We start from the raw sequence: 25,077 nt of genomic DNA, 5'->3' as shown, positions 1-25,077 counted from the left end.
GCTCAGCCCCTTGATTGCAATGCCTGAACCGCGCGACAGAAGACTGCCCCACGTTCGGCATAGCTGCGGAACATATCAAAACTTGAACACCCCGGGGATAGCAGCACGGTTCCTCCCGGAGCGGTCAGATCAAAGGCCATCTGCACGGCTTCCTCCAGGGTCGCGGCACGCAGAATCCCGGTCAGTCCGGAAAAAGCCTGCTGCATCCGGTCCGCAGCCTGACCTATAAGGATCAGATGCGCAACCTTGTCACGCATCAATTGCGCCAGGGGCGCGTAATCTCCGCCCTTGTCCTTGCCTCCGGCGATCAGGGTCACAGGGGCTTCCAGTCCGGCAAGACTTTTGACCACGCTGCCGACGTTGGTTCCCTTGGAATCATCGTACCAGGTGACCCCGTCGAGCTCCCGCACCCTGACCATGCGGTGATCGAGGCCGGAAAAACCGCATACGGCCTGCCATGCCAGATCGGCGGGGCAGCCCTCCAGCAGCGGCGCGATGAGGGCGGCCATGGCGTTTTCCACGTTGTGAAGCCCTTTCAGGCGCAGTTGCGAAACGGCAAAGCGCTGCTCGCCACCGTCAAACCGCCAGACGATGTCCTGCCCGTCAAAGCCCATGCCCTGCTGCAACACACGGCTTGAGGAAAAGCAGATCTTGCGGCAGGGCAGCGCTTCAGCGCAACGCATCACCAGCGCATCGTCGGCATTGAGGATCGCCACGTCGGCGGCCGTCATATTTTCAAACAGACGCAGTTTCGCCGCGACATAACTTGCCATGTCGGGATACCGGTCGAGATGATCTTCGGTCAGGTTGAGCAGCAGGCCGTACCGTGGCCTGAAGGTCTCGATGGCTTCCAGCTGAAAAGAGGATATTTCCGCCACGATCCAGTCCCAGTCTCTGTTCCGGGTGGCTTCGATAAGCGGTGTGCCGAGGTTGCCGCCGACAAAAGCGCGACGATTCCAGCGCTGCAGGATTTCACCCACCAGACAGGTGGTGGTGGATTTGCCGTTGGTGCCGGTGATGGCGATCATGGGAGCCGCCAGTTCGCGGGCGGCGATCTCGATTTCACCGAGCACCGGCACCCCGGCGGCCATGGCGCCTGCCACGGCGGGCACGTCCAGGGCAATGCCGGGGCTGATCGCCACCAGATCTGCAGCTGCCATCAGCGCCGCGTCGTGACCGCCGCAATCGAACCGCACGCCACGCGCCGCCAATTCTTCGACTCCGCCGATATCTTCCCGGCGGCGGCTGTCGGAAAGGGTGACGTCGGCTCCACGATCAAGAAAAAAGCGCGCCAGCCCCAGGCCCGTACAGCCGGCGCCGACAACGATCACATGTTTTCCCGCATATGCGGACATGGTTACCTCAGCTTCAGGGTGGAAAGCGCCACCAGCGCAAGAATGATGCTGATAATCCAGAATCGCACGATGATTTTCGGCTCGGCCCATCCCTTGAGTTCAAAATGATGATGAATGGGCGCCATGCGGAAAATCCGCCGGCCCAGCAGCTTGAACGAAGAGACCTGCACGATGACGGACAACGCCTCTACCACGAAAATGCCACCGACGATAACCAGTACGATCTCCTGTTTGGTAATGACCGCGATGGTACCGAGGGCGCCACCCAGTGACAGACTGCCGACATCACCCATGAACACCTGGGCCGGATAGGTATTGAACCAGAGAAAACCAAGGCCGGCGCCCACCATGGCGCCGCACAGCACCGCCAGTTCCCCGGCCCCCTGCACGCTGCTGATCTGCAGGTACTCGGAAAGCCGGGCATTGCCCGCCAGATAGGCGAACAGCAGATACGTACCCGATGCAATGATGGTCGGTCCGATGGCCAGGCCGTCGAGACCGTCGGTCAGGTTCACCGCATTGCTGGCACCAACGATGACCAGCACCGCGAAGGGAATGTACAGAAGCCCAAGTTCCGGCCGCAATCCCTTGAAAAAAGGAAACGCGAGGGTGGTCTGGAAAGGTTGGTAAACATACAGTACAAACCCGGCGGTAGCGGCAATCAGCATCAACCAGAACATCTTCTGCCGGGCCGAGAGGCCATCACTGTTGCGCAGCTTGACCTTGCGGTAATCGTCGATAAAACCGACCGCGCCAAACCCCACGGTGACCAGCAGGGTCACCCAGACATAGATATTGCCCAGGTCGGTCCATAGCAGGGTCGGCAGCACGATGGCCAGCAGGATCAGGGTGCCGCCCATGGTTGGCGTGCCTTCTTTTTTGAAATGGGACTGGGGTCCGTCCTTGCGGATGCTCTGCCCGATCTGCAGTCTGGATAATTTGTCGATGAGCCAGGGACCCATGATAAACGAAATCATCAACGCCGTGATGGTCGCGTAAATCGCCCTGAAGGTGATATAGCGGAAAATGTACAGCGCCGAAAACTGTTCATGCAGCGGATAAAGCAGATGGTACAGCATCCTTGGGTCTCCTAATGCCCGGCGGACGGGCGTCCGTCCTTGGCGCGCAGGCCATCACATATTTTTTCCATGGTCATGCCGCGCGACCCCTTGACCAGCACCCGGTCCCCCGGGCGCAACAGATCCTGCAGCAGGCTTACAGCCTCCTGATGGTTCTTTACAACCCACACCGATTGCGGCGGCAAACCGCCCTGCCGCGCGCCGGCGGCGGTATCCTCGGCCCTCTGGCCGAGAAGAATCAGCAAATCGGTGCATTTCGATGCCTTCAGGCCGGTCTGGCGGTGCAGACCGGCGGCGGCCTCACCAAGCTCCAGCATATCGCCCAGCACCGCGATGCGGCGACCGCTGCCGGGCAGATCGTCCAGAACCGTCAACGCCGCTTCGACAGCCAGGGGGTTGGCATTGTAATAATCCTCCAGCAAAGTGGCGCCGCTGGCGAGTTCCGTCACTTTCATGCGTCCGCTGCAGGAGCGGAAATTTTCCAGGCCCTGAACGATCTGCGCGCCGTCAACCTTCAGGCCATGCGCCGCCGCCGCGGCGGCCAGGGCGTTGCAGACGTTGTAGCGTCCGGGCACCGACAACCGTACCGGCCAGACCTTTTCGTCCAGCAGCAGATCAAAACGCATGCCGTCGCCATCCGCGGTCAACCCCTCGGCACGCACCTGCGCTTCGGATCCGCAACCAAATATCAGGCGGCGCACGCCGTTGGCGACAGGCAGTTGCAGCACCCGCGGGTCATCCCCGTTGATCACTGCAGTGCCGCCAACCGGCAAAGCGGCAAACAGTTCGCCCTTGGCTCGCGCCACGCCGTCCAGGGTCAGCAGAGTTTCCAGGTGAGCGGGGCCGACGTTGGTGACGATGCCGACATCGGGACGGCTGATCTCGGCCAGGCGGGCGATTTCGCCGCGAGCGCTCATGCCGAGTTCCAATACCGCCCAGCCATGGTCGGCCTCGAGACGCAACAGGGTATGAGGCAATCCAATGAGATTGTTGAAATTGCCTTCGGTCTTGAGCCCGGGGCCGCGCAGGCCGAGAATGCCGGCGAGCATTTCCTTGGTGCTGGTTTTTCCGGAGGAACCGGTGACCGCCACCACCGGCCCGTCGAAATCCTGGCGCACGGCCGCCGCCAGATCACCCAGCGCCCGAAGGGTGTCCGCTACACGAACAACCGGCACGGGCAAGCCCGCGACCACCTCTTCGCTCAAACAGGCGCTGGCACCGCCGCGAACGGCCTGCACCAGATAATCGTGGCCATCGAAGCGGGGGCCGCGCAGAGGTACGAACAGATCCCCGGGACGCAGCGAGCGGCTGTCGGTGGACACGCCGGTAACGATCGCGGCAGCCCGATCGGGGATCAGGGTGCCGCCGGTGATCGAGGCGATTTGTATCAGGTCGAAACGCATTTTCCCTCCACCGATGCCAGAGCCTTGCGCAACTCCTCGCGATCGTCGAAATGCAGGCGCTGCGTGCCGATGATCTGGTAATCCTCATGGCCCTTGCCGGCCACCAGCAGCACATCGCCGGGCTGCAGCACACTGACGGCGAAACCGATGGCTTCGCGGCGGTCGCACAGGGTCAGGTATCCCCGGCCGACAGCCTCCTGGACCTGCTTCAGGGACCAGGGACCGGCATGCACCCGTCGCAACCCCTCTTCAACCTGGGTTATGATGCTCAGTGGCTCTTCGCTGCGGGGGTTGTCCGAGGTCAGGATGGCCAGATCGGCCAATCGGCCCGCCACTTCACCCATGACCGGCCGTTTACCGGCGTCGCGGTCGCCACCGCAACCAAACACGCACAACAACCGCCGCGGACCAAGCTGGCGCAGTGTTGTCAGAACGTTTTCCAGGGCATCACCGGTGTGCGCGTAATCCACCAGCACCAGCGCACCGATCCGATTCGGGACGCTTTCCAGACGACCGGGCACCTGCGGCGCGGCGCCAAGGGCTTCGGCGATCGGCCCGGGCGGCACATTCAGGGCAACGCCCACGCCCGCGGCGCACAATAGATTCTGCACATTATAGTTGCCGATCAACGGCGACCGCAAACGGGCCATGCCGGCAGGAGTACGCATTATGGCGCTGATGCCGTGCAGAGAGATGGACACCTGTTCGGCGCCGACCGCGCACGACGGCGTCAGACCACAACCGACCACCGCCGGCAGCATGCCGGCAAGCCGGGCGCCCCAGGGGTCGTCGAGGTTGACCACCGCCTGCCGCGGGCAACGTTCGCCCAGCCCCGTAAAAAGCCTGAGCTTGGCGCTGAAATAGTTTTCCAGGTCACCATGGTAATCGAGGTGTTCCGGCGTCAGGTTGGTGAACACGCCAACATCGAAAAACACGCCATCCACCCGCCGCTGCTCGAGGGCGTGGGATGACACCTCCATAACCAGTGCATCGGCACCCATCCGCCGGAACTCGGCGATGGTGGCCATCAGATCCACCGACTCGGGAGTTGTATGGCTGGAAGGCAGCCGCTGATCTTCGAAACGGTAATCAACGGTTCCCATGACGGCCGGACGATAACCCGCCTTTTTTAGCAGCGCTTCGAGCAGATAACTGATCGTGGTCTTGCCGTTGGTGCCGGTGATTCCCACCACCAGCATATGCCTGGTGGGCTCGCCGTAAAAAGCGGCGGAGGCCAGGGCCATGGCCCGGCGGGCATCCCTGACCTGCAGGCCGGTAACCCCGGCAGGCAATGGCTGAGGGTCCTCCATCACCACCGCAATGGCGCCCCGCTCGACGGCCGCCGCGATAAACCGGTGCCCATCGACGCTGGCGCCGCGCAGGGCAAAGAACACCCCGCCCGGAGAAACGCGCCTGGAATCGAAATACAGCCCGCTTATATCCCCGGCAACCGGGCCGGTGATATCGCAGGGATCGATACTCTGACAGAGGATGGAAATATTCATGGAAACGGTGATTTTCCTTTCCTCAGAGGAAAAAGTCAAAGGGATTTTTCAAGCTGGCGGCTCCAGTTTTACCCAGACTTCGTCGCCGTAACGTATGGTCTCTCCGGGGTTCGGAAACTGGTCGACCACACGCCCTGATCCCCTGATCCGGATATTGAGCCCGAGACGATCCATGAACTGCAGAACCTGCCGACAACTCATGCCGAAACATTGGGGCATGACCGGCAGGCCTTTTTCGGAAACCTGCAATGTCTGCACTTCACCGGCGGTGATGGCCTCCCTGGTCTCCATGGTTTCCGGTGGCAGGGGCGGGTCCATTTCCGCCTCGCTGGGCGGCACCCCGAGATAGCGCAGCGCCTGACCGGCAATGCGCGAAAACACCGGGGCAGCCACAAGACCTCCGTACACCTGCGAACGGGGTTCATCGACCATCACCATGATCACCAGGCGGGGATTCTCCACCGGGGCAAATCCGACAAAGGAAGCCACCCGCTTGTCCGCCGAGTATCCTCCGGTTACCGGATCGACTTTTTGCGCCGTGCCGGTTTTCCCCGCGACCCGATAGCCGGGAACCGACGCCAGCGTGCCGGTACCGCCGTCGCGTGTGACCAGTTCCATCAGGCCGCGGATCCTCCCCGCAACCTGCTCGGAGACGACTCGCCGCAACACCCGGGGTTCGTTGCGTTGCACGACTTCGCCGTGATCGTTCACGATCTGCCGGACCAGGCCGGAGTGCATCAACAATCCGCCGTTGGCGATGGCGGCAGTGGCGCGGGCCAGCTGCAGCGCCGTCACGGTCATGCCCTGGCCGAAGGAGACGGCCGCCAGGTCGCCTTCAAACCAGAGTTCCGGCTTGCGTAACTGACCGGTAGCCTCACCGGGAAAATCGATGCCGGTCCTGTCTCCGAACCCGAACTTCCGCAGATAGTCGAAATAGCGTCGACGTTCCAGAATCTTGCCGATTTTGGCGGAGCCGATATTGGAACTGAGCCGCAGCACATCGGCAACGCTCAAAATATCGTGAGGGTGATGATCGTGAATCGTCATCCCCCCCACCCGGTAAGCGCCATTCTCGCAGTTGATCAGTTGCTCCGGCCGCACCAGGTTTTCGTTCAGAGCCGCCGCAACCAGGAACACCTTGAGGGTCGAACCCGGTTCGAATTCATCACAGACGGCCCGGTTTCGACGGCTGGATGCGGGAAACCGGCCAAAGGCATTGGGATTGTAGGTCGGCTGATTGGCCATGGCGAGGATATCCCCGCTGGCCGGATCGACAATGACGACGCAGCCGGCCCGCGCCTTGTTCTCCTGCAGGGCTTTGGCCAGCTCCTTTTCCGCCAGGTACTGAAGATTGCGATCAACGGTGAGATAGAGGCTGTTGCCGTCACTGCCCCCCTGGATCACCTTGTCGCTCGCGCCCATCCCTTTGCGGCGCCCGTCCTTGGCAGCGACCAGAAATCCTTCCTGGCCCTGCAGCTGACTGTCATAAAAACGTTCCAGCCCCTCCAGACCACGCGGATCCAGCCCGGTAAACCCGAGCAACTGGGCGGCCAGATGCCCGTTGGGATAAAAGCGCTGATGTTCCTTGGTAAAAGCGATGCCAGGCAGCTTCAGACCACGAATCCGCGCGCTCTGCTCCGGCTGCATCTTGCGCTTCAGCCAGACGAAACTGCGGTTGGATGTCAGTTTTTTACGCAACGTCCCCGAGCTCTGCCCGAGCAGCCGGGACAGGGCTCGCACAGTGCCGTCGACATCCTCGATGCGCAACGGTTCGGCAAAAACCGAATCGATGCTGATGCTGCGGGCCAGTTCCGCGCCGTTGCGATCGAAAATGCCTCCCCGTTTTGGCGTCAGCGGAACAATCCGCTTGTACTGCTTTCGGGCACGCGCGGCAGTTGCATCCGCATCGATGACCTGCAGCCAGAAACCGCGCCCCACAATCGCCAGAAAAAAGAGCGTAAAACCCACTCCCATCAGGACAATGCGGATTTTGCAACTTTTCTCCGGCGTCAGTTTCATCGGACAATAATCACCTGGCGGGGTTCCGGATAATGGAGATTCAGCCTGGTGGTGGCAACGCGTTCGAGATGGGCGGGGTTTTTAAGTGTCGCGACTTCCAGTCGCAGGCAGTTCTCTTCGCGCTGCAGATCGAGCAACTGGCTTTCATAACTGGAAATGGCATATCCCAGCTCAATGAACTGGCTGCAGGACCAGATATAGAAAACGCCGGCTGCGACCAGAGCTATCAGAAAAACCATGAATTGCCCGACCGAAAAACGCCGCTTGAAAAGACTGCCGATGACAATTCCGGGCAGCACGCGCTGGGTGGAAAACGACATAACAAACCTCCCGTCATACCAGGGCCGCATAGCGGCAACATTGGATCCTAAAGCCGGCGAATCGCTCTGAGTACGGCACTTCGTGCGCGCGGATTGGTTGCAACCTCGAGATCGGTGGCCCGCAACCCTTTACGGGTCAGCAACACCGCCTCGGGCTTGCGGCCGCAGACACAGACCGGCAACCCCGGCGGGCATGTGCATGTCTGCACAGCCGCGCGAAAAAACTGCTTGACGATGCGATCTTCCAAAGAATGAAAACTGATCACCACCAGCCTGCCACCCGGCCTGAGTACAGCCATGGCACGCCGCAACCCGTCCCGCAGACTGTCCAGTTCGGCATTCACGTAAATGCGCAGAGCCTGAAACACCCGCGTGGCCGGATGAATACGCGCCGGAACCCGCCCCCCCGGCACCGCGTCGCGCACCAGTTCGGCCAGCTCCCGGGTGGTGAGCAGCGGCGCCTCGGCGCGCACCTTTTCGATGCGCCGGGCAATGCGGCGCGCATGGCGTTCTTCCCCGTAGTCACGGAATATCCGCGCCAGTTCCTCCGGCGGCAGAAAATTGACCGCATCGGCGGCGGTCGTTCCGCCGGAAGTGTCCATGCGCATGTCGAGAGGGGCATCCGTCTGAAAGGAAAATCCGCGTCTTGCCGTATCGAGCTGGAAGGAGGAGACGCCGAGATCGAGCAGAATGCCATCCACGACATCGACGCCGAGTTCCTCCAGAACGCGGTCGATGTCGGCAAAATTTCCGTGACGCAACAGCACCCGGTCGCCAAAGGTCGCCAATCCGCGACCGGCCGCGGCGAGGGCTTCCCGGTCCCGGTCCAGGCCGATGAGGCGGCCGTCGGGCGCCGTGGCTTCAAGGATCAGGCGGGCATGCCCGCCGCCACCGACGGTGCCATCGACAAACACCTCTCCAGGCCGGGGCGCAAGACATTCCAGCGCTTCTTTGGGCATGACCGAACTATGTTGGAAATCCTCAGAAGCCATGGCCTAAAACCCGAGATGTTTGAGTGTCTGCGATTCGTTTTTGAGCAGTTCCTCGGCCTGTTTGCGCATTTCAGCGTGTTTGGCACGGTTCCAGATCATGATCTTGTCGATGGAGCCGACCACCACGATTTCCCGGATTTCCGATTCAAGACCGGCATAACAGCGTTGTGCCTTGGTCAGCTGGATGCGGCCCTGCTTGTCGAAGGAGCATTCCACCGCCGGCGAGATCAACGCGAGGTTGATGGCATCCTTCAAATCACTGGCAGGCAGCGCCTCCACCTTTTCCAGGACCTTTTCCCACTCCTGCAGGGGATAGGCGGCCAGCCCGCCATCTCTCTGGGTAACCATGAGACGGTCATCACCATAGGTGGCGCCGAGCGTTTCCCGGAACCTTGCCGGAATGCTCGCCCTCCCCTTGCCATCGATGGCGTTATTGAATTCACCCTTGAACAGCATGGCACGTCCCAGGCCCGGTTTGACACAATTTAACACTTTGTGGCCAACTATAACGAGCACTCCCCACCTTGTCAAGGCGTTTATTCTAATTTTTTAAGGGTTTAGAGCATCGCCGAAACAAAAAAAATCCCCTTGCCGGGGATTTTTTTTGTTGCTTCCAAAAGACGCTCGTAGCCGGGCTATTGCGGAGGCATCTGCAGCTCGATTTCTTCGATACGGTGATCCAGAACCTGGCGCGCGGTCAACCGGATCTCCCCCACCTGGCAACTGTCTCCCGGATGGGGGATGGTGCCCAACTCACCGAGCATGAAGCCGGCCAGAGTCGACGCGTGTTCTTCGGACAGGCCGAGATCGAAGCGCTGATTGACGGCTCGCAGCGGGATGCTGCCATCGAGCAGGTAACGACCGGATCCCAGTTCGCAGATCAGGTCTTCATCGATATCGTATTCGTCCCGGATTTCGCCGACGATTTCCTCGACCACGTCTTCCAGGGTCACGATGCCTTCCATGCCGCCGTACTCATCCACCACCACCGCCATGTGCACCTGACGGCGCTGAAACGCTTGCAGCAGGGTGTTGATCCGCTTCGCCTCGGGCACGAAAAAAGGTTTGCGCGCCAGTTTTTCCAGGGAAAATTCGTCGGCCCGGTGCACATAGCGCAGGATATCCTTGGAATGAATGATGCCGATGATATTGTCCAGGGACCCCTGGTAAATCGGGAACCGGGAATGGCTGGACTGCTGCACGGCGCTCAAGACCTCGGTAAAGGAATCGGAAACCTCCAGGGCCACGACTTCGGTGCGCGGAATCATCACATCCCGCACGCTGATCTGGGAAAGATCGAAAATCCCGTCCAGCATGCGCCGTTTGTCTTCGCCGACCACGCCGCTCTGCTCGCCAACGCTTATCAGGGTCCGGATTTCATCCTCGGAAATAACGGGTTTCGGCTCGCTTTTGACAAACAGGGTCAACAGTCGGGAAAGGCCCGTTACCAGCCATACCACCGGACGCAACACCAGCATCACAAGCATGATGGGGCGCAGCACCAGAAAAGAAACCCGTTCAGGATGACGGGCCGCGAAGGTCTTGGGGCAGACCTCGGACACGATAAGAAGAACCGGCGTCAAAATAAGGATGGTCATCAGCTCGCCACGGTCGCCGAACAACTGCACGAAAAAAGTGGTTGCAAATACCGAAGCAGCGATGTTGACCAGGTTGTTGCCAACCAGGATGGCCCCCAGCAGATCGTCGGGGCGGCTGAGTATCCTTTCAAGCTGGTGCGCGCCACGCTGCTGCTTGTGCACAAGATACTTGACCCGCAGCGAGTCGAGGGACAGCAGAGCCGTTTCCGATCCGGAAAAAAAAGCCGAAAACAGCAGCAGCAGCAGTAAACCGGACACATAGAAAATATAGTCTTGCATCAGCACCTTCCGGCATCATGAATTTTCGCCCATAAATAACGGGCAGGAGTTTACCCCAGAAGCGCGGGGATTACAATCGCGCGGGGTCGTGCATGTTTGAAATATGGCCTGCCCTGTGCTATAAGGCGCTCAGCACGCCATCACGACCGTCCCGGACCCTCTGCGAGGTATTCATGAACAAGGCCGAAGCCAAAAGCCGCCACCGGCAGCTGTGCGCCGAGCTGCACCGCCACAACCTGCTTTATTATACCCACGACCGTCCGGAAATATCGGATGCCGAATACGACCAGCTTTTCCGGGAACTCCAGGAACTGGAACAGGCCCATCCCGAACTGGTGACGCCCGCCTCGCCCACCCTGCGGGTAGGCGCGGCGCCGCTGGTACAGTTCGAGCCGGTGCGCCACGCGTTGCCGATGCTGTCCCTTGAAAACGCCCTCAACGAGGCGGAATTGCGGGATTTTGACGCCCGCGTAAAACGCTTCCTGGGCCGCGAACAAACCGTGCGCTACGTCTGCGAACTGAAGATCGATGGCGTAGCGGTGGAGCTGGTCTATCGTGACCGCGTCCTTGCCGTCGGCTCTACCCGTGGCGACGGCGCCACCGGCGAGGGTATCACCGAAAATCTGCGCACCATCCCTTCCATCCCCCTGGTTTTGAGCGGCGACGCCCCCACGCTACTGGAAGTTCGGGGCGAAGTGTATATCGATCTGGGCGATTTCCAGACCTTCAACCAGGAACGGCAGGAAGAAGGCCTGCAGGTGTTCGCCAATCCTCGCAACGCGGCTGCCGGCAGCCTGCGCCAGCTCGACTCGTCGGTAACCGCCAGGCGGCCCCTGAAAATTTTCTGCTACGGCATCGGCCAGTTCTCCGGTGCGTTGCCAACCAGTCACCACGAACTGCTGCAGCAACTTCACCAGTGGGGACTGCGCGTGAATCTGGACCACACCCGAACCTTCGAGGGGATCGAGCCGGTCGTGGACTATTTCCGGCAACTGCAGGACATGCGCGACCGGCTGCCTTACGAAATCGACGGCCTGGTGGTAAAAGTCGACGAACTGGCCCTGCAACGCGAACTGGGAGAAAAAACCCGTTCCCCGCGCTGGGCCATCGCCTGCAAATTCCCGCCGCGTCAGGCCGTTACCGTAGTCGAGGATATCATCCTGCAGGTCGGACGCACCGGCGCCATCACCCCCGTGGCCCAGCTCAGGCCGGTGGAAGTCAGCGGCGTCACCGTGTCGCGCGCCAGCCTGCACAACTGGGACGAAATCGCCCGACTGGATGTCAAAATCGGCGACACGGTGATCGTGGAACGTGCCGGAGATGTCATACCGGATATTGTCAGGGTGTTGATGGAGCACCGCAACGGCAGTGAGCGCAGCGTGCCTCTGCCGCAATACTGCCCGGTCTGCGGCGGACCGGTGGCAAAACTTGAGGGCGAAGTGGTCCCTCGCTGCCAGGAATTGTCCTGTCCGGCACGCCTGCGCGAATCGATCAAGCACTTCGTCTCCCGCCGTGCCATGGACATTGACGGCCTCGGCGAACGCACCATCGAGCAACTGCTCAGGCTGGAGCTCATCGACAGCGTGGCGGACCTCTACCGGCTTACCCGGGAAGACCTGCTGCGCTGCGAAAGACTGGCCGACAAATCGGCGGACAAACTCCTGAAAGCCATTGAAGCCAGCAAATCCCGCTCGCTCGGGCGCTTCCTCTTCGCCCTGGGAATCCGCCACGTGGGGGAGCACCTCGCCAGCCTGCTGGCCCGCCATATCGGCTCACTGGAAGAAGTGTCCCGCGCAACACGCGAGGAGCTGCTTGCCATTCACGAAATCGGCCCCCAGGTGGCCGACAGCGTCATCGACTTTTTCGCCAAAACGCGCAACCGTGAAATTCTCTCCGCCCTGCAGAAGGCCGGCGTGGCGCCGCAAGTTGAAACCCGGCGCGGCAACGGCCCGCTGACCGGCAGGATCTTCGTTTTCACCGGCAGCCTGACCCGCCTCAACCGCAAACAGGCGCAGCAAACCGTCGAACGCCTTGGCGGACGCGCCAGCGGCTCCGTCAGCGGCAAAACCGATTGGGTAATCGCCGGAGAAGCGGCCGGCAGCAAACTGGACAAGGCGCGTGAACTGGGGATTCGCATTCTCAGCGAAGAGGAGTTCCTGCAGATGATGAGCGAAATGGAAAAAGCATGAAAGTGATGCGGGTAACGGTAAAAATCCAGGGCCGGGTGCAGGCAGTGGGGTTCCGCCATTTTACCCTCAAGACCGCCCTGCGGCTGGGACTCACCGGCTGGGTGCGCAACCTCCCCGACGGCGGCGTCGAGGCGGTGGCCGAAGGCACACGGGAACAGCTGGATGAATGGCTGGCGGTCCTGCAAGAAGGGCCACCGGCCAGCCGGGTTGAGGGCATGAGCATCCATCGGCAGCCCGCCGACGGTTCTTTCGACCGCTTCGAGGTGCGCTTCTGAATCGCGACCTTGTCCCTACGCGTTTTCGTCATCCGGCAGGGTAAGGCTTTCCCTGTAAACCTCGCTGCCGGAAAGCCCGAACTGCCGGGCGACCTCCTTGACGATCTGACGCATGGGCAGATCGGTGTCCCTGCGCCAGCGCAGCAGCGCTTCCGCCACTGTTTCCTTCGGCACCTGTGCGGAAGCGGGGCCGACCATCAACACAATTTCGCCGCGCACGCGGTCCCGTCCGAAGTATTCCACGGCCTGCCCGGCGGTTCCCCGGAACACCTCCTCGTGCAGTTTGGTCAACTCACGAACCACGGCAACTTCCCGGTCGTCACCCAGAGCTTCGGCCAGATCCTGCAAGGCCGCCCGCAGCCGATGGGGAGCCTCGTAAAATATCAGGGTACGCTTTTCCTCCCGCAAGGCATGCAGCAATTTGCGCCGCGCCACCGTCCTGGGTGGCAGAAAACCTTCGAAGGCGAACCGTTCCGTAGGCAGGCCGGACACCGACAACCCCGCGATCACCGCCGAAGCTCCGGGCACAGCTGTCACCGGAAGGTCATGATCGCGACAGGCCCGGACCAGCAGAAAGCCCGGATCGGAAATGGCCGGCGTGCCGGCATCGGTTATCAGCGCCACCGACTTGCCCTGTCGCAGCAGGTCGAGAATTTTCTCCCCCTTGAGGCTCTCGTTATGGGCGAAATAAGACGTCAGGGGCGTTGAAATGCCGTAATGATTGAACAGCTTGCGACTGTGGCGCGTATCTTCGGCCGCCACCAGATCGACCTCCCTGAGCACCCGCAGAGCCCGAAAGGTCATATCCTCCAGGTTGCCGATGGGAGTCGCCACCAGATACAGGGTTCCGGGAGTTGCCGTCTCACCCTTCACCGACAACTCCTTCAAGCTGATGCAAATCATCGAGCCACAATGCGGCACTGGCATCACTCGGCATGCGCCAGTCGCCCCGCGGTGACAGCACTACGCTGCCGACCTTGGGCCCGTCCGGCAGACAGGAGCGCTTGAACTGCTGGGAAAAAAACCGCCGATAAAAAGTTTTCAGCCAGTGCAGCAGTTGCGGGTCGCTGAAATCCCCGCCAAAAGCCTGTTTGGCAAGAAAAAAGATTTTTGAGGGCCGGTTCTGCAAGCGCACGGCGTGGTAAAGGAAAAAGTCGTGCAGCAGGTAGGGTCCGATCTTGTCTTCGGTGCGCTGTTTGATCTCGCCATTTTCATGGGGCGGCAGCAGTTCGGGCGAAACCGGAGTATCGCAGACATCGTGCAGAATCGCCGCAATCGCACCGCTGAATTCGGCATCGGCGCACCAGCTCACCAGATAACGCACCAGGGTTTTCGGCACACCGGTATTCACGGCGTACATGGACATGTGATCGCCGTTGTAGGTGCACCATCCCAGTGCCAGTTCCGACAGATCGCCGGTACCGATGAGCAGCCCGTTGACCTGGTTCGCGATATTCATCAGGATCTGGGTCCGTTCGCGAGCCTGGGAGTTTTCATAGGTAATATCATGCACGGACTCGTCATGCCCGATATCGGCAAAATGCTGGCGCACCGCGGCATCGATGGGAATGACCCGCAAACTGGTGCCGAGCATCTCCGCCAGGCGCTCGGCGTTGCTCCGCGTGCGCTGCGTGGTACCGAAGCCGGGCATGGTAACGGTTTCGATACCGGAACGGCTGAAACCGAGCTTGTCGAACGCCTTGACCGTAACCAGCAGCGCCAAAGTTGAATCGAGTCCGCCGGAAATGCCAATAACCGCACGGGTGGCACCGGTATGCAACAGCCGCTTGGCCAGGCCGGTGGTCTGGATGGCGAAGATTTCATGGCAGCGATGGGCCCGTTCCTCCACGGCCTGCGGCACAAAAGGCGTCGCCACCACGGGGCGCAGCAGTTGCTCGCAGGTCAGGTCGGCAAGGGAAAATTCGATCACCCGGAAGGACGCTTCGGAGCGGGAGGAGCCGTAACTGTTGTTTTTGAAACGCTCGTTGACCAGCCTTTCGATATCGAGATCAGCCACGATTATCTGACTATCGAACCGAAACCGCTCGGTCTCCGCCAGGATGGCGCCGTTTTCCGCGATCAGCGAATGACCCGAAAAGACCAGATCCGTACTGGATTCCCCCGGCCCCGAGGAAGCGTACACATAGGCGGCCAGGCAGCGCGCCGACTGCGCCTGCACCAGGGCGCGACGATACTCCATCTTGCCGAGAAGTTCCGGACTGGCGGAAAGATTCAGCAATAGGGTTGCCCCGGCAACGGCCAGGCGGCCACTGGGCGGGTTGGCGACCCAGGCATCCTCGCAGATTTCGATGCCGATCAGACAATCGGGCATGCTTCCCGCGCGAAACAGCAGATCATCGCCGAACGGGATGCGTTGACCTTCCCACTCCAGGTGCGTCGCCTCCAGGTCGGACGCCGAAGAAAACCAGCGCTCTTCGTAAAACTCCTGGGTGTTGGGCAAAAACCGTTTTGGCACCACCCCCCGGATTTCCCCGTCGGACAGAAAAACCGCACAGTTGTAAAGCCTGCCCCGAAAAGCGATGGGCGCCCCCACGACCAGGGTCACCCGGTGTTCCGAGGTAAAAGCTGCCAATTCAAGCAGGGCGCTGCGTGCCTTTTCGACCAGCAACGGTTGAAAAAACAGATCCCCGCAGGTATAGGCGGTCACACACAATTCGGGAAAAACGAAAAAACGGCAATCAGGAGTTTCCGCCACCAGATTGCGAATCTGTTCGCAATTGTAAGCCACATCGGCAACCCTGCAGGCCGGCGTACAGACTCCCACCCTCACATATCCATGCGACGCCATGCGAATATCCATAACAGTTCATCCTTCCGCGCGAGTTACGAGGGATTTTGCTGCCGGCATTGTAACCGGCGGGCGAGGCAAAAGCAATGCATGGACCTCGCCGGGATCATCTACCAGCCGTCCGCGTCGAAAGCAGCGGCAATATGCTGAATCCGCGCCGATTCGCCATCGCCAAGCACCGCCACGACATCGAACCGGGCCTGCAGTTTTTCGAGTCGCTGTTCGTTCACGTACCACTGGGCGGCACGCAGAATCTGTCGCTGTTTTGCCATGCCGACAGCCTCCTGCGGATAACCGCGGGAAAGCCCGCGCCGGGTCTTTACTTCCACAAACACGAGGGTGCGCCGACAGCGGGCAACGATATCGATTTCACCGACCGGGGTGCGGACATTGCGTCCCAGTATTTTCATCCCCTGCCGGATAAGATACGACGCCGCCACATCTTCCCCCCAGCGTCCAAGGCTCAGATGACGGCAGGTCATAGATACTCCCTGACCCCGCGAAACGTTTTCCGGTGCAGGGCGCAAGGCCCCGACCGGGCGATGGCTTCCCGATGCGCGGCGCTGCCGTAGCCCTTGTGCCCGGCAAAACCGTAGGCCGGATACCTGGCGTCGTAGGTAACCATCAAACGGTCGCGCACCACCTTCGCCAACACTGAAGCCGCCGCGATGGACAACGACCTGCTGTCTCCCTGCTTGAGCGTTTTCTGCGGCAAAGACACCGGCAGCGGAGTAATACCGTCCACCAGCAGATAATCGGGAGGTTGGGAAAGGCGGCCGACGGCACGTCGCATGGCGAGCAGGGTGGCCTGCAGAATGTTCAGGGTATCGATTTCTTCGGCATGCGCCAGGCCAATACCGTAATCCAGGGCCTGCTCGCGGATTCGGGGAAACAGCCGCTGCCGCAGCGTCGCGGAAATTTTTTTTGAATCGTCGAGTCCGGGCAGATCGAACTCGGCGGGCAGGATAACGGCGGCGGCCACCACCGGACCGGCCAGAGGACCGCGGCCGGCTTCATCGATGCCGGCAATCCGGCCAAATCCCTGACCGCGCAACTGCCGTTCGAAATGCAAAGGAGATATTTCTTCGGCGGGAAAAAGCTCGAGCATAAGCAATCCTGATCCAAAGATGCGGCGGCCGGCCCCAAGCGTACCCGGCAGGTTAACCGCGGCGCAAAGATCAGAAACAAAAGCCCCGGCATGCATCCGGGGCTTTTGTCGGCGAAACGGCTGATTACATGCGGCGCTTCTCGCGAATGCGCGCAGCCTTGCCCTGCAGTTTGCGCAGATAGTACAGTTTGGCGCGGCGCACCCGACCCACCATCACCAGTTCGATCTTTTCCACGGTCGGCGAATGCAGCGGAAAGACGCGCTCGACGCCCATGCCATCGGAGATTTTACGCACGGTGAACGTCGAACCCAGACCTTTATTGTGACGCTTGATGCAGACACCCTGAAACACCTGGATACGCTGTTTGTCGCCTTCCACGATTTTCACGTGAACCTTGAGAGTATCCCCGGCTTTGAAGGGGGGGATATTCTTCTTCATCTGTTCCATTTCCAAGCAATCGATAATATTCATTTTCATCCTCCTCTAGAGCGAGTCTTGGCATTTTTTGATTGATACTTCAGGCCGGCCTCACCAGCAGTCGATCCAGCATGATCGCCGCTGCGGCGCGCACCGGCAGATGATTATATCCGCCTCGTCCGCGGATCGGCTCCAGCACCGTCCATCCGCGTTGAAAAAGTTCCGGAGCAAGCCCCCAGCCGGTACCAAAAACCAGCAGCAGAGGATTTTTCTCGATCACCGCGGCGCACTCGGCGAAAGAAATGCCGTCCGCACGAGCAGCACCGGTCAAAACCGGCAGGGCATCAGGCCCCGCTTCGGCCCGCCAATCGGCGAGTGCTTCGTCGAGGGAGGCGACAATCCGGATCAAGGACAGCGCGGCTCCGCGATGGGCATTGTAGGACGCACCATGACCGTCAAGCCAATGTGACAGGATGCGCTTCACCAGTACCTGCTGCTCGACCACCGGCGTCACCACATAGAAGCGGGCGACCCCGTAGGTCCGCGCGGTGCGGGCGATATCATGCAGATCGAGGTTGGTAACCGCGGTGCTGACCACATCGCCGCGACGGTCGACCACCGGATGATGCACCAGGGCAACGGCAACGGGACGCTTCACGAGGCGCAATCCTCGCCTGTCTGACGCTGCACCTCGCGCAGCACCAGACGGTCCTCGTCGCTGAGGCACGCCGTTTCAAGCAACTCGGGACGCCGCAGCCAGGTGCGCAGAATCTGCTGCCGCCGGCGCCACGCGGCAATGGCGGCATGATTGCCCGACAACAGAACGTCGGGGACGCTCATGCCTTCAAAATCCGCGGGCCGGGTATATTGGGGATACTCCAGCAAGCCGTCGCTGTAGGAATCGCCGTCAGCGCTGTCGCGATTGCCAAGCACCCCGGGCACCAGCCTGGCAACGGCATCGATCATGGCCATGGCCGCCAGCTCACCGCCCGTCAGTACAAAATCGCCAAGAGAGAATTCTTCGTCGACCATGGTACGGATCCGCTCGTCGAATCCCTCGTAGCGACCGCAGAGAAAGATCAGGCCCTCCTGCTGCGCCAGTCGCCGGGCGTGCGCCTGGCGAAACGGCTGCCCCTGGGGTGTCATCAGCAGGACTTTGGATCCGGGTTGCCGACAGCGCAGCTCCCGCAGGGCTCTTGCCACAGGTTCGGGCTTGAGAACCATGCCATCGCCGCCACCGTAAGGCACATCGTCGGTGACCTTGTGCTTGCCTTGCGCCCAGTCGCGCAGATGATGCGCTGTTATCCGCACGAGGCCCTTGTCCACCGCCTTGCCAACAATACTGTCGGCAAAAGGCGAATCGAACATGCCGGGGAAAAGGGTCAGAACGTCAAAGACCATCATTCTTCCTCAACCAGCCCCTCGGGCAGGTCGAACAGGACATACCGCTTTTCGAGATCAACCTCGACCAGGAATGCCGCCACGGCGGGCACCAGAACCTCGCCGTAGGCCCCGCCAATTACATAGATCTCATGCGCGGGCGTAGTAAAAATGTCGTCCAGGCGACCGATGTCTCCCAACCGGCGATCCCGCGCCGCCAGACCTTTGAGCTGGAACCAGTAATATTCACCGGCGGGCGCCGCAGGCACATCTTCCGAATGAACCGCGACCTCGCAACCGACAAGATGCTGCACGGCATCAATACTGTCAAGACCCGACAACGACACCAGCAGCTGCCCCTTGTGCCAGTCGGACTTGCGCCGCACGCACTCCAGCACCCTCTGATCATCCCGCAGGAAAACCAGTTGACGGATTCTGGAAAGCAGGCTCGCATCCCTGGCGCAACCGCGTACCTTGAGATCACCCCGCAACCCATGGGTACCGACAACGACCCCAAGGATAAGTAAAGCGCCTGGTTGCAGAACCATCACTCCATAATGTGCAGGGAAGCCCGTTTGGCTTCGCGAGTCGCCTTGGCATTTAGCAAAGTGCGCATCGCCTTGGCGGTGCGCCCCTGCTTGCCGATGATGCGCCCCATGTCTTCGGGAGCTGCCGCGAGCTTCAGGAGGACGCTGCCGTCCTCCCCCACCTCTTCGGAAACGGAAACCGCATCAGGATTTTCTACCAGGGATTTAGCGATGAATTCGATCAGCTCCTTCATAGTCATCGGTCCTTTGGAGAAAAGCGGCCCGTCAGGTCACCTGCCTGGAATCAGACTGCTCAGGCCTGCTTGAACTTGGCCCAAACACCCTGGCTGCGCAGCAGACGGCGAACCGTATCGGTCGGTTGGGCGCCTTTGTTCAGCCATTCAAGAGTCCGGTCTTCCTGCAGGTTGACCATCGACGGATTCTGCCGGGGATCATATTGTCCAAGTTTTTCAATAAAACGACCGTCGCGCGGGAAACGCTCATCCGCTACCACTACCTGGTAGAAAGGTTTTTTCTTGGCGCCACCGCGAGCCAGTCTGATTTTTACCGCCATGTGTTATTCCTCCTGGGTGTTTCAAAAACGTTTGTACGAATGTTGTTGAAGTATATCAGCTTCCTGAAGTTCCTTTGCCACTAAAAAGCGGACCATGCGCGGCCCGCGCGACGTCGGCCAAACGGCGCGTCTGAGCACGGACCGGCGGAACCAGCCGGCCCGAAATTTTCTACATGGGCAAACCGCCCCTGCCCATCATGCCTTTCATGCCTTTGGGCCCGAGTTTTTGCAGCTTTTTCATCATCTTCTGCGCCTCGGTAAATCGCTTGACCAGCAGATTGACATCCTGCACCGTGGTACCGCTGCCCCGGGCGATGCGCAAACGGCGCGAACCGTTGAGGATGCGCTGATCGCGGCGTTCGGCGGCGGTCATGGAGTTGATGATGGCTTCGATTTTTTTCAGCTCCCTGTCCGGAAGCTGCATGTCCCCCACCTGTTTCATGGCCTTGCCGGCCCCGGGGATCAGTTTGAGCAGCGATTCCATCGAGCCCATCTTCTTGATGGTCTTGAGCTGGTCGCGGAAGGTCTCAAGGGTAAAACCCTCCTTGCGCAGCTTCTGCTCCATGGCCTGCGCTTCATCTTTGTCAACCGCAGCCTGGGCCTTTTCGATCAGCGACAGAACATCCCCCATGCCAAGGATGCGCTGAGCCATGCGATCGCCATGAAAAGTCTCCAGAGCATCGAGCTTTTCACCAAGGCCCACGAGCTTGATGGGCTTGCCGGTCACGGCGCGGATCGACAAGGCGGCGCCACCACGGGCATCGCCGTCGAGTTTGGTCAGGATCACGCCCGTAATGTCGAGCTGCTGATCGAAACTCTCCGCGACATTGACGGCATCCTGACCGGTCATGGCATCGGCCACCAGCAGAATCTCCCGCGGCTGCAGCGCCTGCTTGATACGCTGCAACTCGGCCATCAGCTCCTGGTCGACATGCAGCCTTCCGGCCGTGTCGAGGATCAGGGTATCGTAACCGTTCAGCTCGGCAAACTGCCTGGCGTCAGTACAAAGTTTAACCGGATCGACATCCGCGCGGGAATCGAAAACCGCAATATCAAGCTGCTTGCCGAGGGTCTTGAGCTGATCGATGGCCGCGGGCCGATAAATATCGGCGGGCACGAGCAGTGGGTTGCGTTTTTCGCGACGCAACTTCAGCGCCAGCTTGGCACAGGAGGTCGTCTTTCCAGCACCCTGCAAACCGCAGAGCATGACCGGCACCGGCGGACGGGCGGCAAGGTCGAGGTGATTGTCCTGTCCCTCGCCCATCAGGCGGCCGAGTTCATCACGCACAATCTTGATCACCTGCTGCGCCGGGTTGAGACTTTTGAGAACTTCCTGCCCTACGGCGCGCTCGCGCACACTGGCGACAAAATCCTTGACCACGCGAAAATTGACGTCCGCTTCGAGCAGCACCAGGCGGACTTCCCGCAGGCTCTGCTGAATATTGTCTTCCGTCAGCCGCCCCTGACCACGCAGCTTCTTGAAGACCGAATCGAGTTTGTCCGTCAAGTTGTCAAACATGTTCAAATGCCTGTCCGCACAATAGAATCAAGCCTAGCGTAAATGCGAACTATAGGAGAGCCCCCCTGCTTTGTCAAGGGAAAAGACTTGCTGCCGCGTGCCGCGAAAACAGGCCGCGGAGCTGCGGCGGGATTGACAGCTACACCGCCTGAAGCTAGACTGATGGACCCCTCCGGAAACGGTTTGCCGCGATCGCGCCAACGGCGCCACAACCGCTCCGGCCCGCACTCTCGAACCGAAAGTATCGCCATGAGTTCTTCCCGAAACCGCATCGACGGTATCCAGCGCGTCCTGCAGCAATGGCTTGCAGGCCGCGGCATGGACGAAAAATTCGGCCGTTACCGCGTCTGGCAATTATGGGAAGAGGCTGTCGGACCACAGATTGCGGCCCGCGCCCGGCCGATACGCCTGCGCGGCACGACCCTCGAGGTGCGCGTCGACCACCCGATCTGGATGCAGCAGCTGCAGCTGCTGAAACCACGTATCCTGTCCCGACTCAATGCACAACTGGGCGACCACCGGATCGATGATCTGTACCTGCGGCACGGACGGCCCAATGAAGTCGCGGCCGACGTGCAGCCCGACCCCCTGCCGCCCCAGTGGCAGGATCAGCCGCTGACCGAAGAGGAACGCCGGCAGATCGAACATAAGGTAGCCACTGTCGCCGACCCCGAACTGCGCCGGCACCTGCGGCACCTGATGGAGATGCAGTGCCGTCTTGACAAGGCTCGTGGCGAGCGGCAGGACAAACCTTCCAGATAGCGGCTCATCCTTCACCATACATGGCCATCACTTCCGCCGAATACCCGGATCCCTCGTAAATGAACAGCGGGGGCAGCACCGCCAGCCCCGCCGCGCCATCGCGCCGCCCCTCCACCAGCACCAGACGCGCCGCTTCACCGGCGCGGGAGTGCACACAGCGCAAACGCTTGGGTTCCAGTCCCACACAACGCATTTCCCCCAGCAGGTCGACCAGGCGTTCGGCCAGATGCACCAAAAAAAACCGGCCGCCGCTTCCAAGCAGGTAGGCCCCCGCGGCCAGAAAATCCGCCAGTGCGCCATCCAGCTCGTGGCGCGCCCGCGCCCGCTCGTCCCGAGGCGCGATCCGCCCGCTGCAAGGCCGTCGGTAGGGGGGGTTGGCCAGCACCACGTCGAAGGATCCGGCACGCATCCGCGCCTGCACCTGGCGCACGTCCTGGTGCAGTACTTCGACACGGTCCTGCAGCCGATTTAACAGTACACTGCGTGCCGCGCGCTCTGCCAGTTGCTGCTGAATTTCCAGTCCGACGATCTGTGCCGCCGGGCTGGTGCGCGCCAGTATCAGGGGAATCACGCCGCTGCCGCAGCCGAGGTCGCAAACCGATGCCGCCGGCCGGATATGCGCAAAGGCGCACAACAGCACCGGATCAAGGGAGAACCGATAGCCGTCTTTCTTCTGGATGATGCGCAGGCCGCCCAGCCGCAGATCATCCAGCGTTTCACCGGGCCGCAACAACGGATCAGCTGCCATAGGAATGCAATCCGGGCAGAAACAGATTGACGCCAAGGTAGCAGAACAAGGTTGCGGCGAAGCCGCCGACCGCCAGCCAGGCCGTGGCTCGCCCGCTCCATCCGCGGGTTAACCGGGCATGCAGAAAGGCGGCATAGACCAGCCATACAATCAGGCTCCAGGTCTCCTTCGGATCCCAGCTCCAGTAGCGGCCCCAGGCATAGTTGGCCCAGGCCGCCCCGGTAACGATGCCAACGGTCCAGATCGGAAAGCCGACCGCCACGCACCGGTAGTTCATATCGTCCAGGACATCGATTGCAGGGAACAGGCGCAGCATCCCCGACCAGATGCCGATGCGGCCCCCGCCTTGTGTCCGGGCCCTGATCAGATACATCAGCGATACACAGAAAGACATGGCAAAGGCGCCGTAGGCCAGAAAACAGCTGATCACATGGTAGGTCAGCCAGCGGCTGCGCAGTGCCGGCATCAGCGGTTCGATGGCTTCGCGTCCCGACAACTGGGCCCAGCCCATGCAGGCCAGAGCCAGCGGAAGCGCAAACACACCGAGAATGCGCCGGCGCACGCGCAGGTCGGCCATCAAATACGCCAGCACGATGGTCCAGCCGAAAAACACCACCGACTCGTAAAAATTGGCAAACGGCGCATGCCCCACATCTCCCGGCAAGCGATAGGACTCATACCAGCGTAGCCCGATGCCCGCCGCATGCACGACAAATCCGGACCAGGTCGCCGCGAGGCCGGCGCGCCCCAGAGCTTCGCGGCGGGTTCCGGCATGGGCAACCAGCAGCCAGAAACCCAGAAAATAAGCGCTGGTGGCGAAGCTCAACAGATAAAAACTGGTCATGATCGCTCCGGTGAGGAACCGCTTTGCAGCTCCCGGCAAAGGGCGTCAAAACGTCGGGCAAAGGATTCGGTATGGCGATGGGACTGGGCCGAGAAAACCACCAGAGTGCCATTCTGGTCCTGGCGCAGCTGCAGCCACCAGCGCTGATGAGAGAAATAAAAGGCGGCCAGGGTTCCGGCCACCAGCAGCAGGCACCCCACCCAGACAAGCATCACCCCGGGATCCCGATTGACCTGCAGGCCGGTATACCAGCGTTGCGCAACAGACAGAATCCGAAAATCATAGGGCACGTCGCCATCTCCGGCGCGCAGGTGCTCGGACTGGAAGGCCATGGCGCGGCCATGTCCGCCGTCGGGATAATGCAAATCCAGTCCGGCGGCAGGTCCCTGCCCGTCAAAATCGGTGACATAGCCTGCTATCGTCACGGACGTGCCGTCGGGCAGGCCGACTTTCTGCCCGGAGGGCACGTCTATTTCGAAACGTCCGCCCCCGGCCCGCGGCGACACCGACAAATGAAGCAAATAACCGTCCAGACCGTAACCGGATTGGTAGAAATTCAGGCCACGATAGCGCAGCGGGTGGTTGACACGCACCGGCACCTGCGTCAGGCCGGGGACTGCGCGGCCATTTTCGAGGATGGTCAGAAGGCTACGATATTCCCGGGGCCGGTCGGAATTTTCATAGCGTTCGATGGCAAAACGGTCGCATCGCACCCCAAACCCCAGCGGCCGCGACTGGCGGCCATCGTCCAGATAAAACCGGTCCGCAATCTGTCCTTCGGCGATGGTCACATAGCCACGAAATCCCCCCAGGCTACCCATCATGCCGCCCAGCAGGATGACCAGAATCGCGCCATGGGTGATGTAGGCGCCAAACCGCGACCAGCCCTGCTTCTGGGCAAACAGCCAGACGACGCCGCGCACCTCGCCGTGCCGGACCTTTCCGAAGCGTTGCGTGAAAATATTACTGAACTCGGGAAGGAGCGCCTCGGGAGCACGTGCATCCCTCCAGCGGCAATGACAGGGGCGGCCCTGCAGCCAGCGTTCGCCGGGGGCGGGATCGGGATGCAGAACCTGCCGCCAGACGCCCGGCAGGCGATGCAGGGAGCAGGCCGCCAGATTCAGGGCGAACAGCCCGAGCAGGCCCAGAAACCACCAGGCATGGTACATGTCGCTGAGTTGCAGAATACCGATGATGCGGGCGCCAAAAGGGCCCAGACGCCGTTCGTATTCGGACAGAGGCAGGCCCTGCGGCAGGATGGTCCCGATCACGGAACTTCCCGCCAGCAGAAACAGGGAAATGAGGGTCAGCTTCAGGGAGCGCAGGCCGCGGGTCAGGGAGGCCCGCATCCGTGCAAAGTATTCGGAGTTCATA

The 25,077-nt window shown here is 60.9% G+C and carries 26 protein-coding genes; 3 read left to right on the top strand and 23 right to left on the bottom strand.

Annotated elements, in window-relative coordinates:
* Positions 1–2 precede the first annotated feature (2 nt).
* The 9 genes from murD to AB7E65_RS00155 all read right to left on the bottom strand — a co-directional run bounded on the left by murD (position 3) and on the right by AB7E65_RS00155 (position 10,550).
* On the bottom strand, positions 3–1,355 hold the full coding sequence (murD, locus tag AB7E65_RS00195; RefSeq protein ID WP_428745044.1) for a UDP-N-acetylmuramoyl-L-alanine--D-glutamate ligase: 1,353 nt from the start codon (positions 1,353–1,355) through the stop codon (positions 3–5).
* A 2-nt stretch (positions 1,356–1,357) separates the two neighbouring features.
* Complete coding sequence (gene mraY, locus AB7E65_RS00190) at positions 1,358–2,434, bottom strand: phospho-N-acetylmuramoyl-pentapeptide-transferase (RefSeq protein WP_072287210.1); 1,077 nt, start codon at positions 2,432–2,434, stop codon at positions 1,358–1,360.
* An 11-nt stretch (positions 2,435–2,445) separates the two neighbouring features.
* Positions 2,446–3,837, bottom strand: a complete 1,392-nt coding sequence (locus AB7E65_RS00185; protein ID WP_428745043.1) for a UDP-N-acetylmuramoyl-tripeptide--D-alanyl-D-alanine ligase — start codon at positions 3,835–3,837, stop codon at positions 2,446–2,448.
* A complete protein-coding gene (locus tag AB7E65_RS00180; RefSeq protein WP_072287208.1) occupies positions 3,822–5,342 on the bottom strand; it encodes a UDP-N-acetylmuramoyl-L-alanyl-D-glutamate--2,6-diaminopimelate ligase in 1,521 nt (506 codons plus the stop codon). Before AB7E65_RS00180 ends, AB7E65_RS00185 begins: the two co-directional genes overlap by 16 nt.
* A 48-nt stretch (positions 5,343–5,390) precedes the next feature.
* The gene (locus AB7E65_RS00175) at positions 5,391–7,361 is read right to left on the bottom strand and encodes a penicillin-binding protein (RefSeq protein WP_428745042.1); all 1,971 of its coding nucleotides are present in this window, start codon (positions 7,359–7,361) and stop codon (positions 5,391–5,393) included.
* Complete coding sequence (gene ftsL / locus AB7E65_RS00170; RefSeq protein ID WP_072287206.1) at positions 7,358–7,681, bottom strand: cell division protein FtsL; 324 nt, start codon at positions 7,679–7,681, stop codon at positions 7,358–7,360. The genes AB7E65_RS00175 and ftsL overlap by 4 nt, the downstream gene beginning before the upstream one ends.
* A 47-nt stretch (positions 7,682–7,728) precedes the next feature.
* Positions 7,729–8,673 carry a 16S rRNA (cytosine(1402)-N(4))-methyltransferase RsmH gene (gene rsmH, locus AB7E65_RS00165; RefSeq protein ID WP_072287205.1) on the bottom strand — a complete coding sequence of 315 codons (945 nt, stop codon included), beginning with the start codon at positions 8,671–8,673 and terminating at the stop codon, positions 7,729–7,731.
* Positions 8,674–8,676: 3 nt separating this feature from the next.
* Positions 8,677–9,129, bottom strand: coding sequence for a division/cell wall cluster transcriptional repressor MraZ (locus tag AB7E65_RS00160; protein WP_083558719.1), 453 nt, complete (start codon positions 9,127–9,129; stop codon positions 8,677–8,679).
* 179 nt (positions 9,130–9,308) lie between these two features.
* Positions 9,309–10,550 carry an HlyC/CorC family transporter gene (locus AB7E65_RS00155; RefSeq protein WP_072287204.1) on the bottom strand — a complete coding sequence of 414 codons (1,242 nt, stop codon included), beginning with the start codon at positions 10,548–10,550 and terminating at the stop codon, positions 9,309–9,311.
* Positions 10,551–10,723: 173 nt separating this feature from the next.
* Between AB7E65_RS00155 and ligA the strand changes: the two genes are divergently transcribed.
* Positions 10,724–12,739 carry an NAD-dependent DNA ligase LigA gene (ligA, locus tag AB7E65_RS00150; protein ID WP_428745054.1) on the top strand — a complete coding sequence of 672 codons (2,016 nt, stop codon included), beginning with the start codon at positions 10,724–10,726 and terminating at the stop codon, positions 12,737–12,739.
* Positions 12,736–13,014, top strand: coding sequence for an acylphosphatase (locus tag AB7E65_RS00145; protein WP_072287203.1), 279 nt, complete (start codon positions 12,736–12,738; stop codon positions 13,012–13,014). Before ligA ends, AB7E65_RS00145 begins: the two co-directional genes overlap by 4 nt.
* 15 nt (positions 13,015–13,029) lie before the next feature.
* Here AB7E65_RS00145 and rsmI read toward each other — a convergent pair whose 3' ends face one another.
* From rsmI to ffh, 11 genes are all read right to left on the bottom strand, one after another.
* Complete coding sequence (gene rsmI, locus AB7E65_RS00140; protein WP_268807483.1) at positions 13,030–13,887, bottom strand: 16S rRNA (cytidine(1402)-2'-O)-methyltransferase; 858 nt, start codon at positions 13,885–13,887, stop codon at positions 13,030–13,032.
* Positions 13,877–15,835, bottom strand: coding sequence for an NAD(+) synthase (locus AB7E65_RS00135; RefSeq protein WP_072287201.1), 1,959 nt, complete (start codon positions 15,833–15,835; stop codon positions 13,877–13,879). The genes rsmI and AB7E65_RS00135 overlap by 11 nt, the downstream gene beginning before the upstream one ends.
* Positions 15,836–15,933: 98 nt before the next feature.
* Positions 15,934–16,305, bottom strand: coding sequence for a YraN family protein (locus AB7E65_RS00130; RefSeq protein WP_320361265.1), 372 nt, complete (start codon positions 16,303–16,305; stop codon positions 15,934–15,936).
* Complete coding sequence (locus AB7E65_RS00125) at positions 16,302–16,931, bottom strand: ribonuclease HII (protein WP_072287199.1); 630 nt, start codon at positions 16,929–16,931, stop codon at positions 16,302–16,304. Before AB7E65_RS00125 ends, AB7E65_RS00130 begins: the two co-directional genes overlap by 4 nt.
* Positions 16,932–17,055: 124 nt before the next feature.
* Positions 17,056–17,403: a 50S ribosomal protein L19 gene (gene rplS, locus AB7E65_RS00120; protein ID WP_072287198.1), complete on the bottom strand. Its 348-nt coding sequence runs from the start codon at positions 17,401–17,403 to the stop codon at positions 17,056–17,058.
* Between the two features lie 46 nt (positions 17,404–17,449).
* Entirely contained in the window at positions 17,450–18,007 is a 558-nt protein-coding gene (locus AB7E65_RS00115) for an RNA methyltransferase (protein ID WP_072287197.1), read from the bottom strand.
* The gene (trmD, locus tag AB7E65_RS00110) at positions 18,004–18,750 is read right to left on the bottom strand and encodes a tRNA (guanosine(37)-N1)-methyltransferase TrmD (RefSeq protein ID WP_407058561.1); all 747 of its coding nucleotides are present in this window, start codon (positions 18,748–18,750) and stop codon (positions 18,004–18,006) included. Before trmD ends, AB7E65_RS00115 begins: the two co-directional genes overlap by 4 nt.
* Positions 18,750–19,277, bottom strand: a complete 528-nt coding sequence (gene rimM, locus AB7E65_RS00105) for a ribosome maturation factor RimM (protein ID WP_428745041.1) — start codon at positions 19,275–19,277, stop codon at positions 18,750–18,752. Before rimM ends, trmD begins: the two co-directional genes overlap by 1 nt.
* Positions 19,277–19,510, bottom strand: a complete 234-nt coding sequence (locus AB7E65_RS00100) for a KH domain-containing protein (protein ID WP_072287194.1) — start codon at positions 19,508–19,510, stop codon at positions 19,277–19,279. Before AB7E65_RS00100 ends, rimM begins: the two co-directional genes overlap by 1 nt.
* A gap of 59 nt (positions 19,511–19,569) precedes the next feature.
* Positions 19,570–19,830 carry a 30S ribosomal protein S16 gene (gene rpsP, locus AB7E65_RS00095; RefSeq protein ID WP_072287193.1) on the bottom strand — a complete coding sequence of 87 codons (261 nt, stop codon included), beginning with the start codon at positions 19,828–19,830 and terminating at the stop codon, positions 19,570–19,572.
* A gap of 169 nt (positions 19,831–19,999) precedes the next feature.
* The gene (ffh, locus tag AB7E65_RS00090; protein ID WP_428745040.1) at positions 20,000–21,349 is read right to left on the bottom strand and encodes a signal recognition particle protein; all 1,350 of its coding nucleotides are present in this window, start codon (positions 21,347–21,349) and stop codon (positions 20,000–20,002) included.
* Between the two features lie 249 nt (positions 21,350–21,598).
* Between ffh and AB7E65_RS00085 the strand changes: the two genes are divergently transcribed.
* Positions 21,599–22,111: a DciA family protein gene (locus tag AB7E65_RS00085; RefSeq protein WP_158514020.1), complete on the top strand. Its 513-nt coding sequence runs from the start codon at positions 21,599–21,601 to the stop codon at positions 22,109–22,111.
* A 4-nt stretch (positions 22,112–22,115) separates the two neighbouring features.
* On the opposite strand, the gene AB7E65_RS00080 is transcribed toward AB7E65_RS00085, so the two are convergent.
* The 3 genes from AB7E65_RS00080 to AB7E65_RS00070 are packed head-to-tail and all read right to left on the bottom strand — an operon-like array spanning position 22,116 to position 25,076.
* A complete protein-coding gene (locus AB7E65_RS00080) occupies positions 22,116–22,859 on the bottom strand; it encodes a tRNA1(Val) (adenine(37)-N6)-methyltransferase (protein ID WP_428745039.1) in 744 nt (247 codons plus the stop codon).
* Positions 22,849–23,703: a c-type cytochrome biogenesis protein CcsB gene (gene ccsB / locus AB7E65_RS00075; RefSeq protein WP_072287189.1), complete on the bottom strand. Its 855-nt coding sequence runs from the start codon at positions 23,701–23,703 to the stop codon at positions 22,849–22,851. The genes AB7E65_RS00080 and ccsB overlap by 11 nt, the downstream gene beginning before the upstream one ends.
* Positions 23,700–25,076, bottom strand: a complete 1,377-nt coding sequence (locus AB7E65_RS00070; RefSeq protein ID WP_428745038.1) for a cytochrome c biogenesis protein ResB — start codon at positions 25,074–25,076, stop codon at positions 23,700–23,702. The genes ccsB and AB7E65_RS00070 overlap by 4 nt, the downstream gene beginning before the upstream one ends.
* Position 25,077: the final 1 nt, after the last annotated feature.

The organism is Syntrophotalea sp., assembly GCF_050253115.1.
Taxonomy (GTDB): Bacteria; Desulfobacterota; Desulfuromonadia; order Desulfuromonadales; family Syntrophotaleaceae; genus Syntrophotalea; species Syntrophotalea acetylenica.
This window is presented reverse-complemented; position numbering and strand designations above follow the sequence as displayed.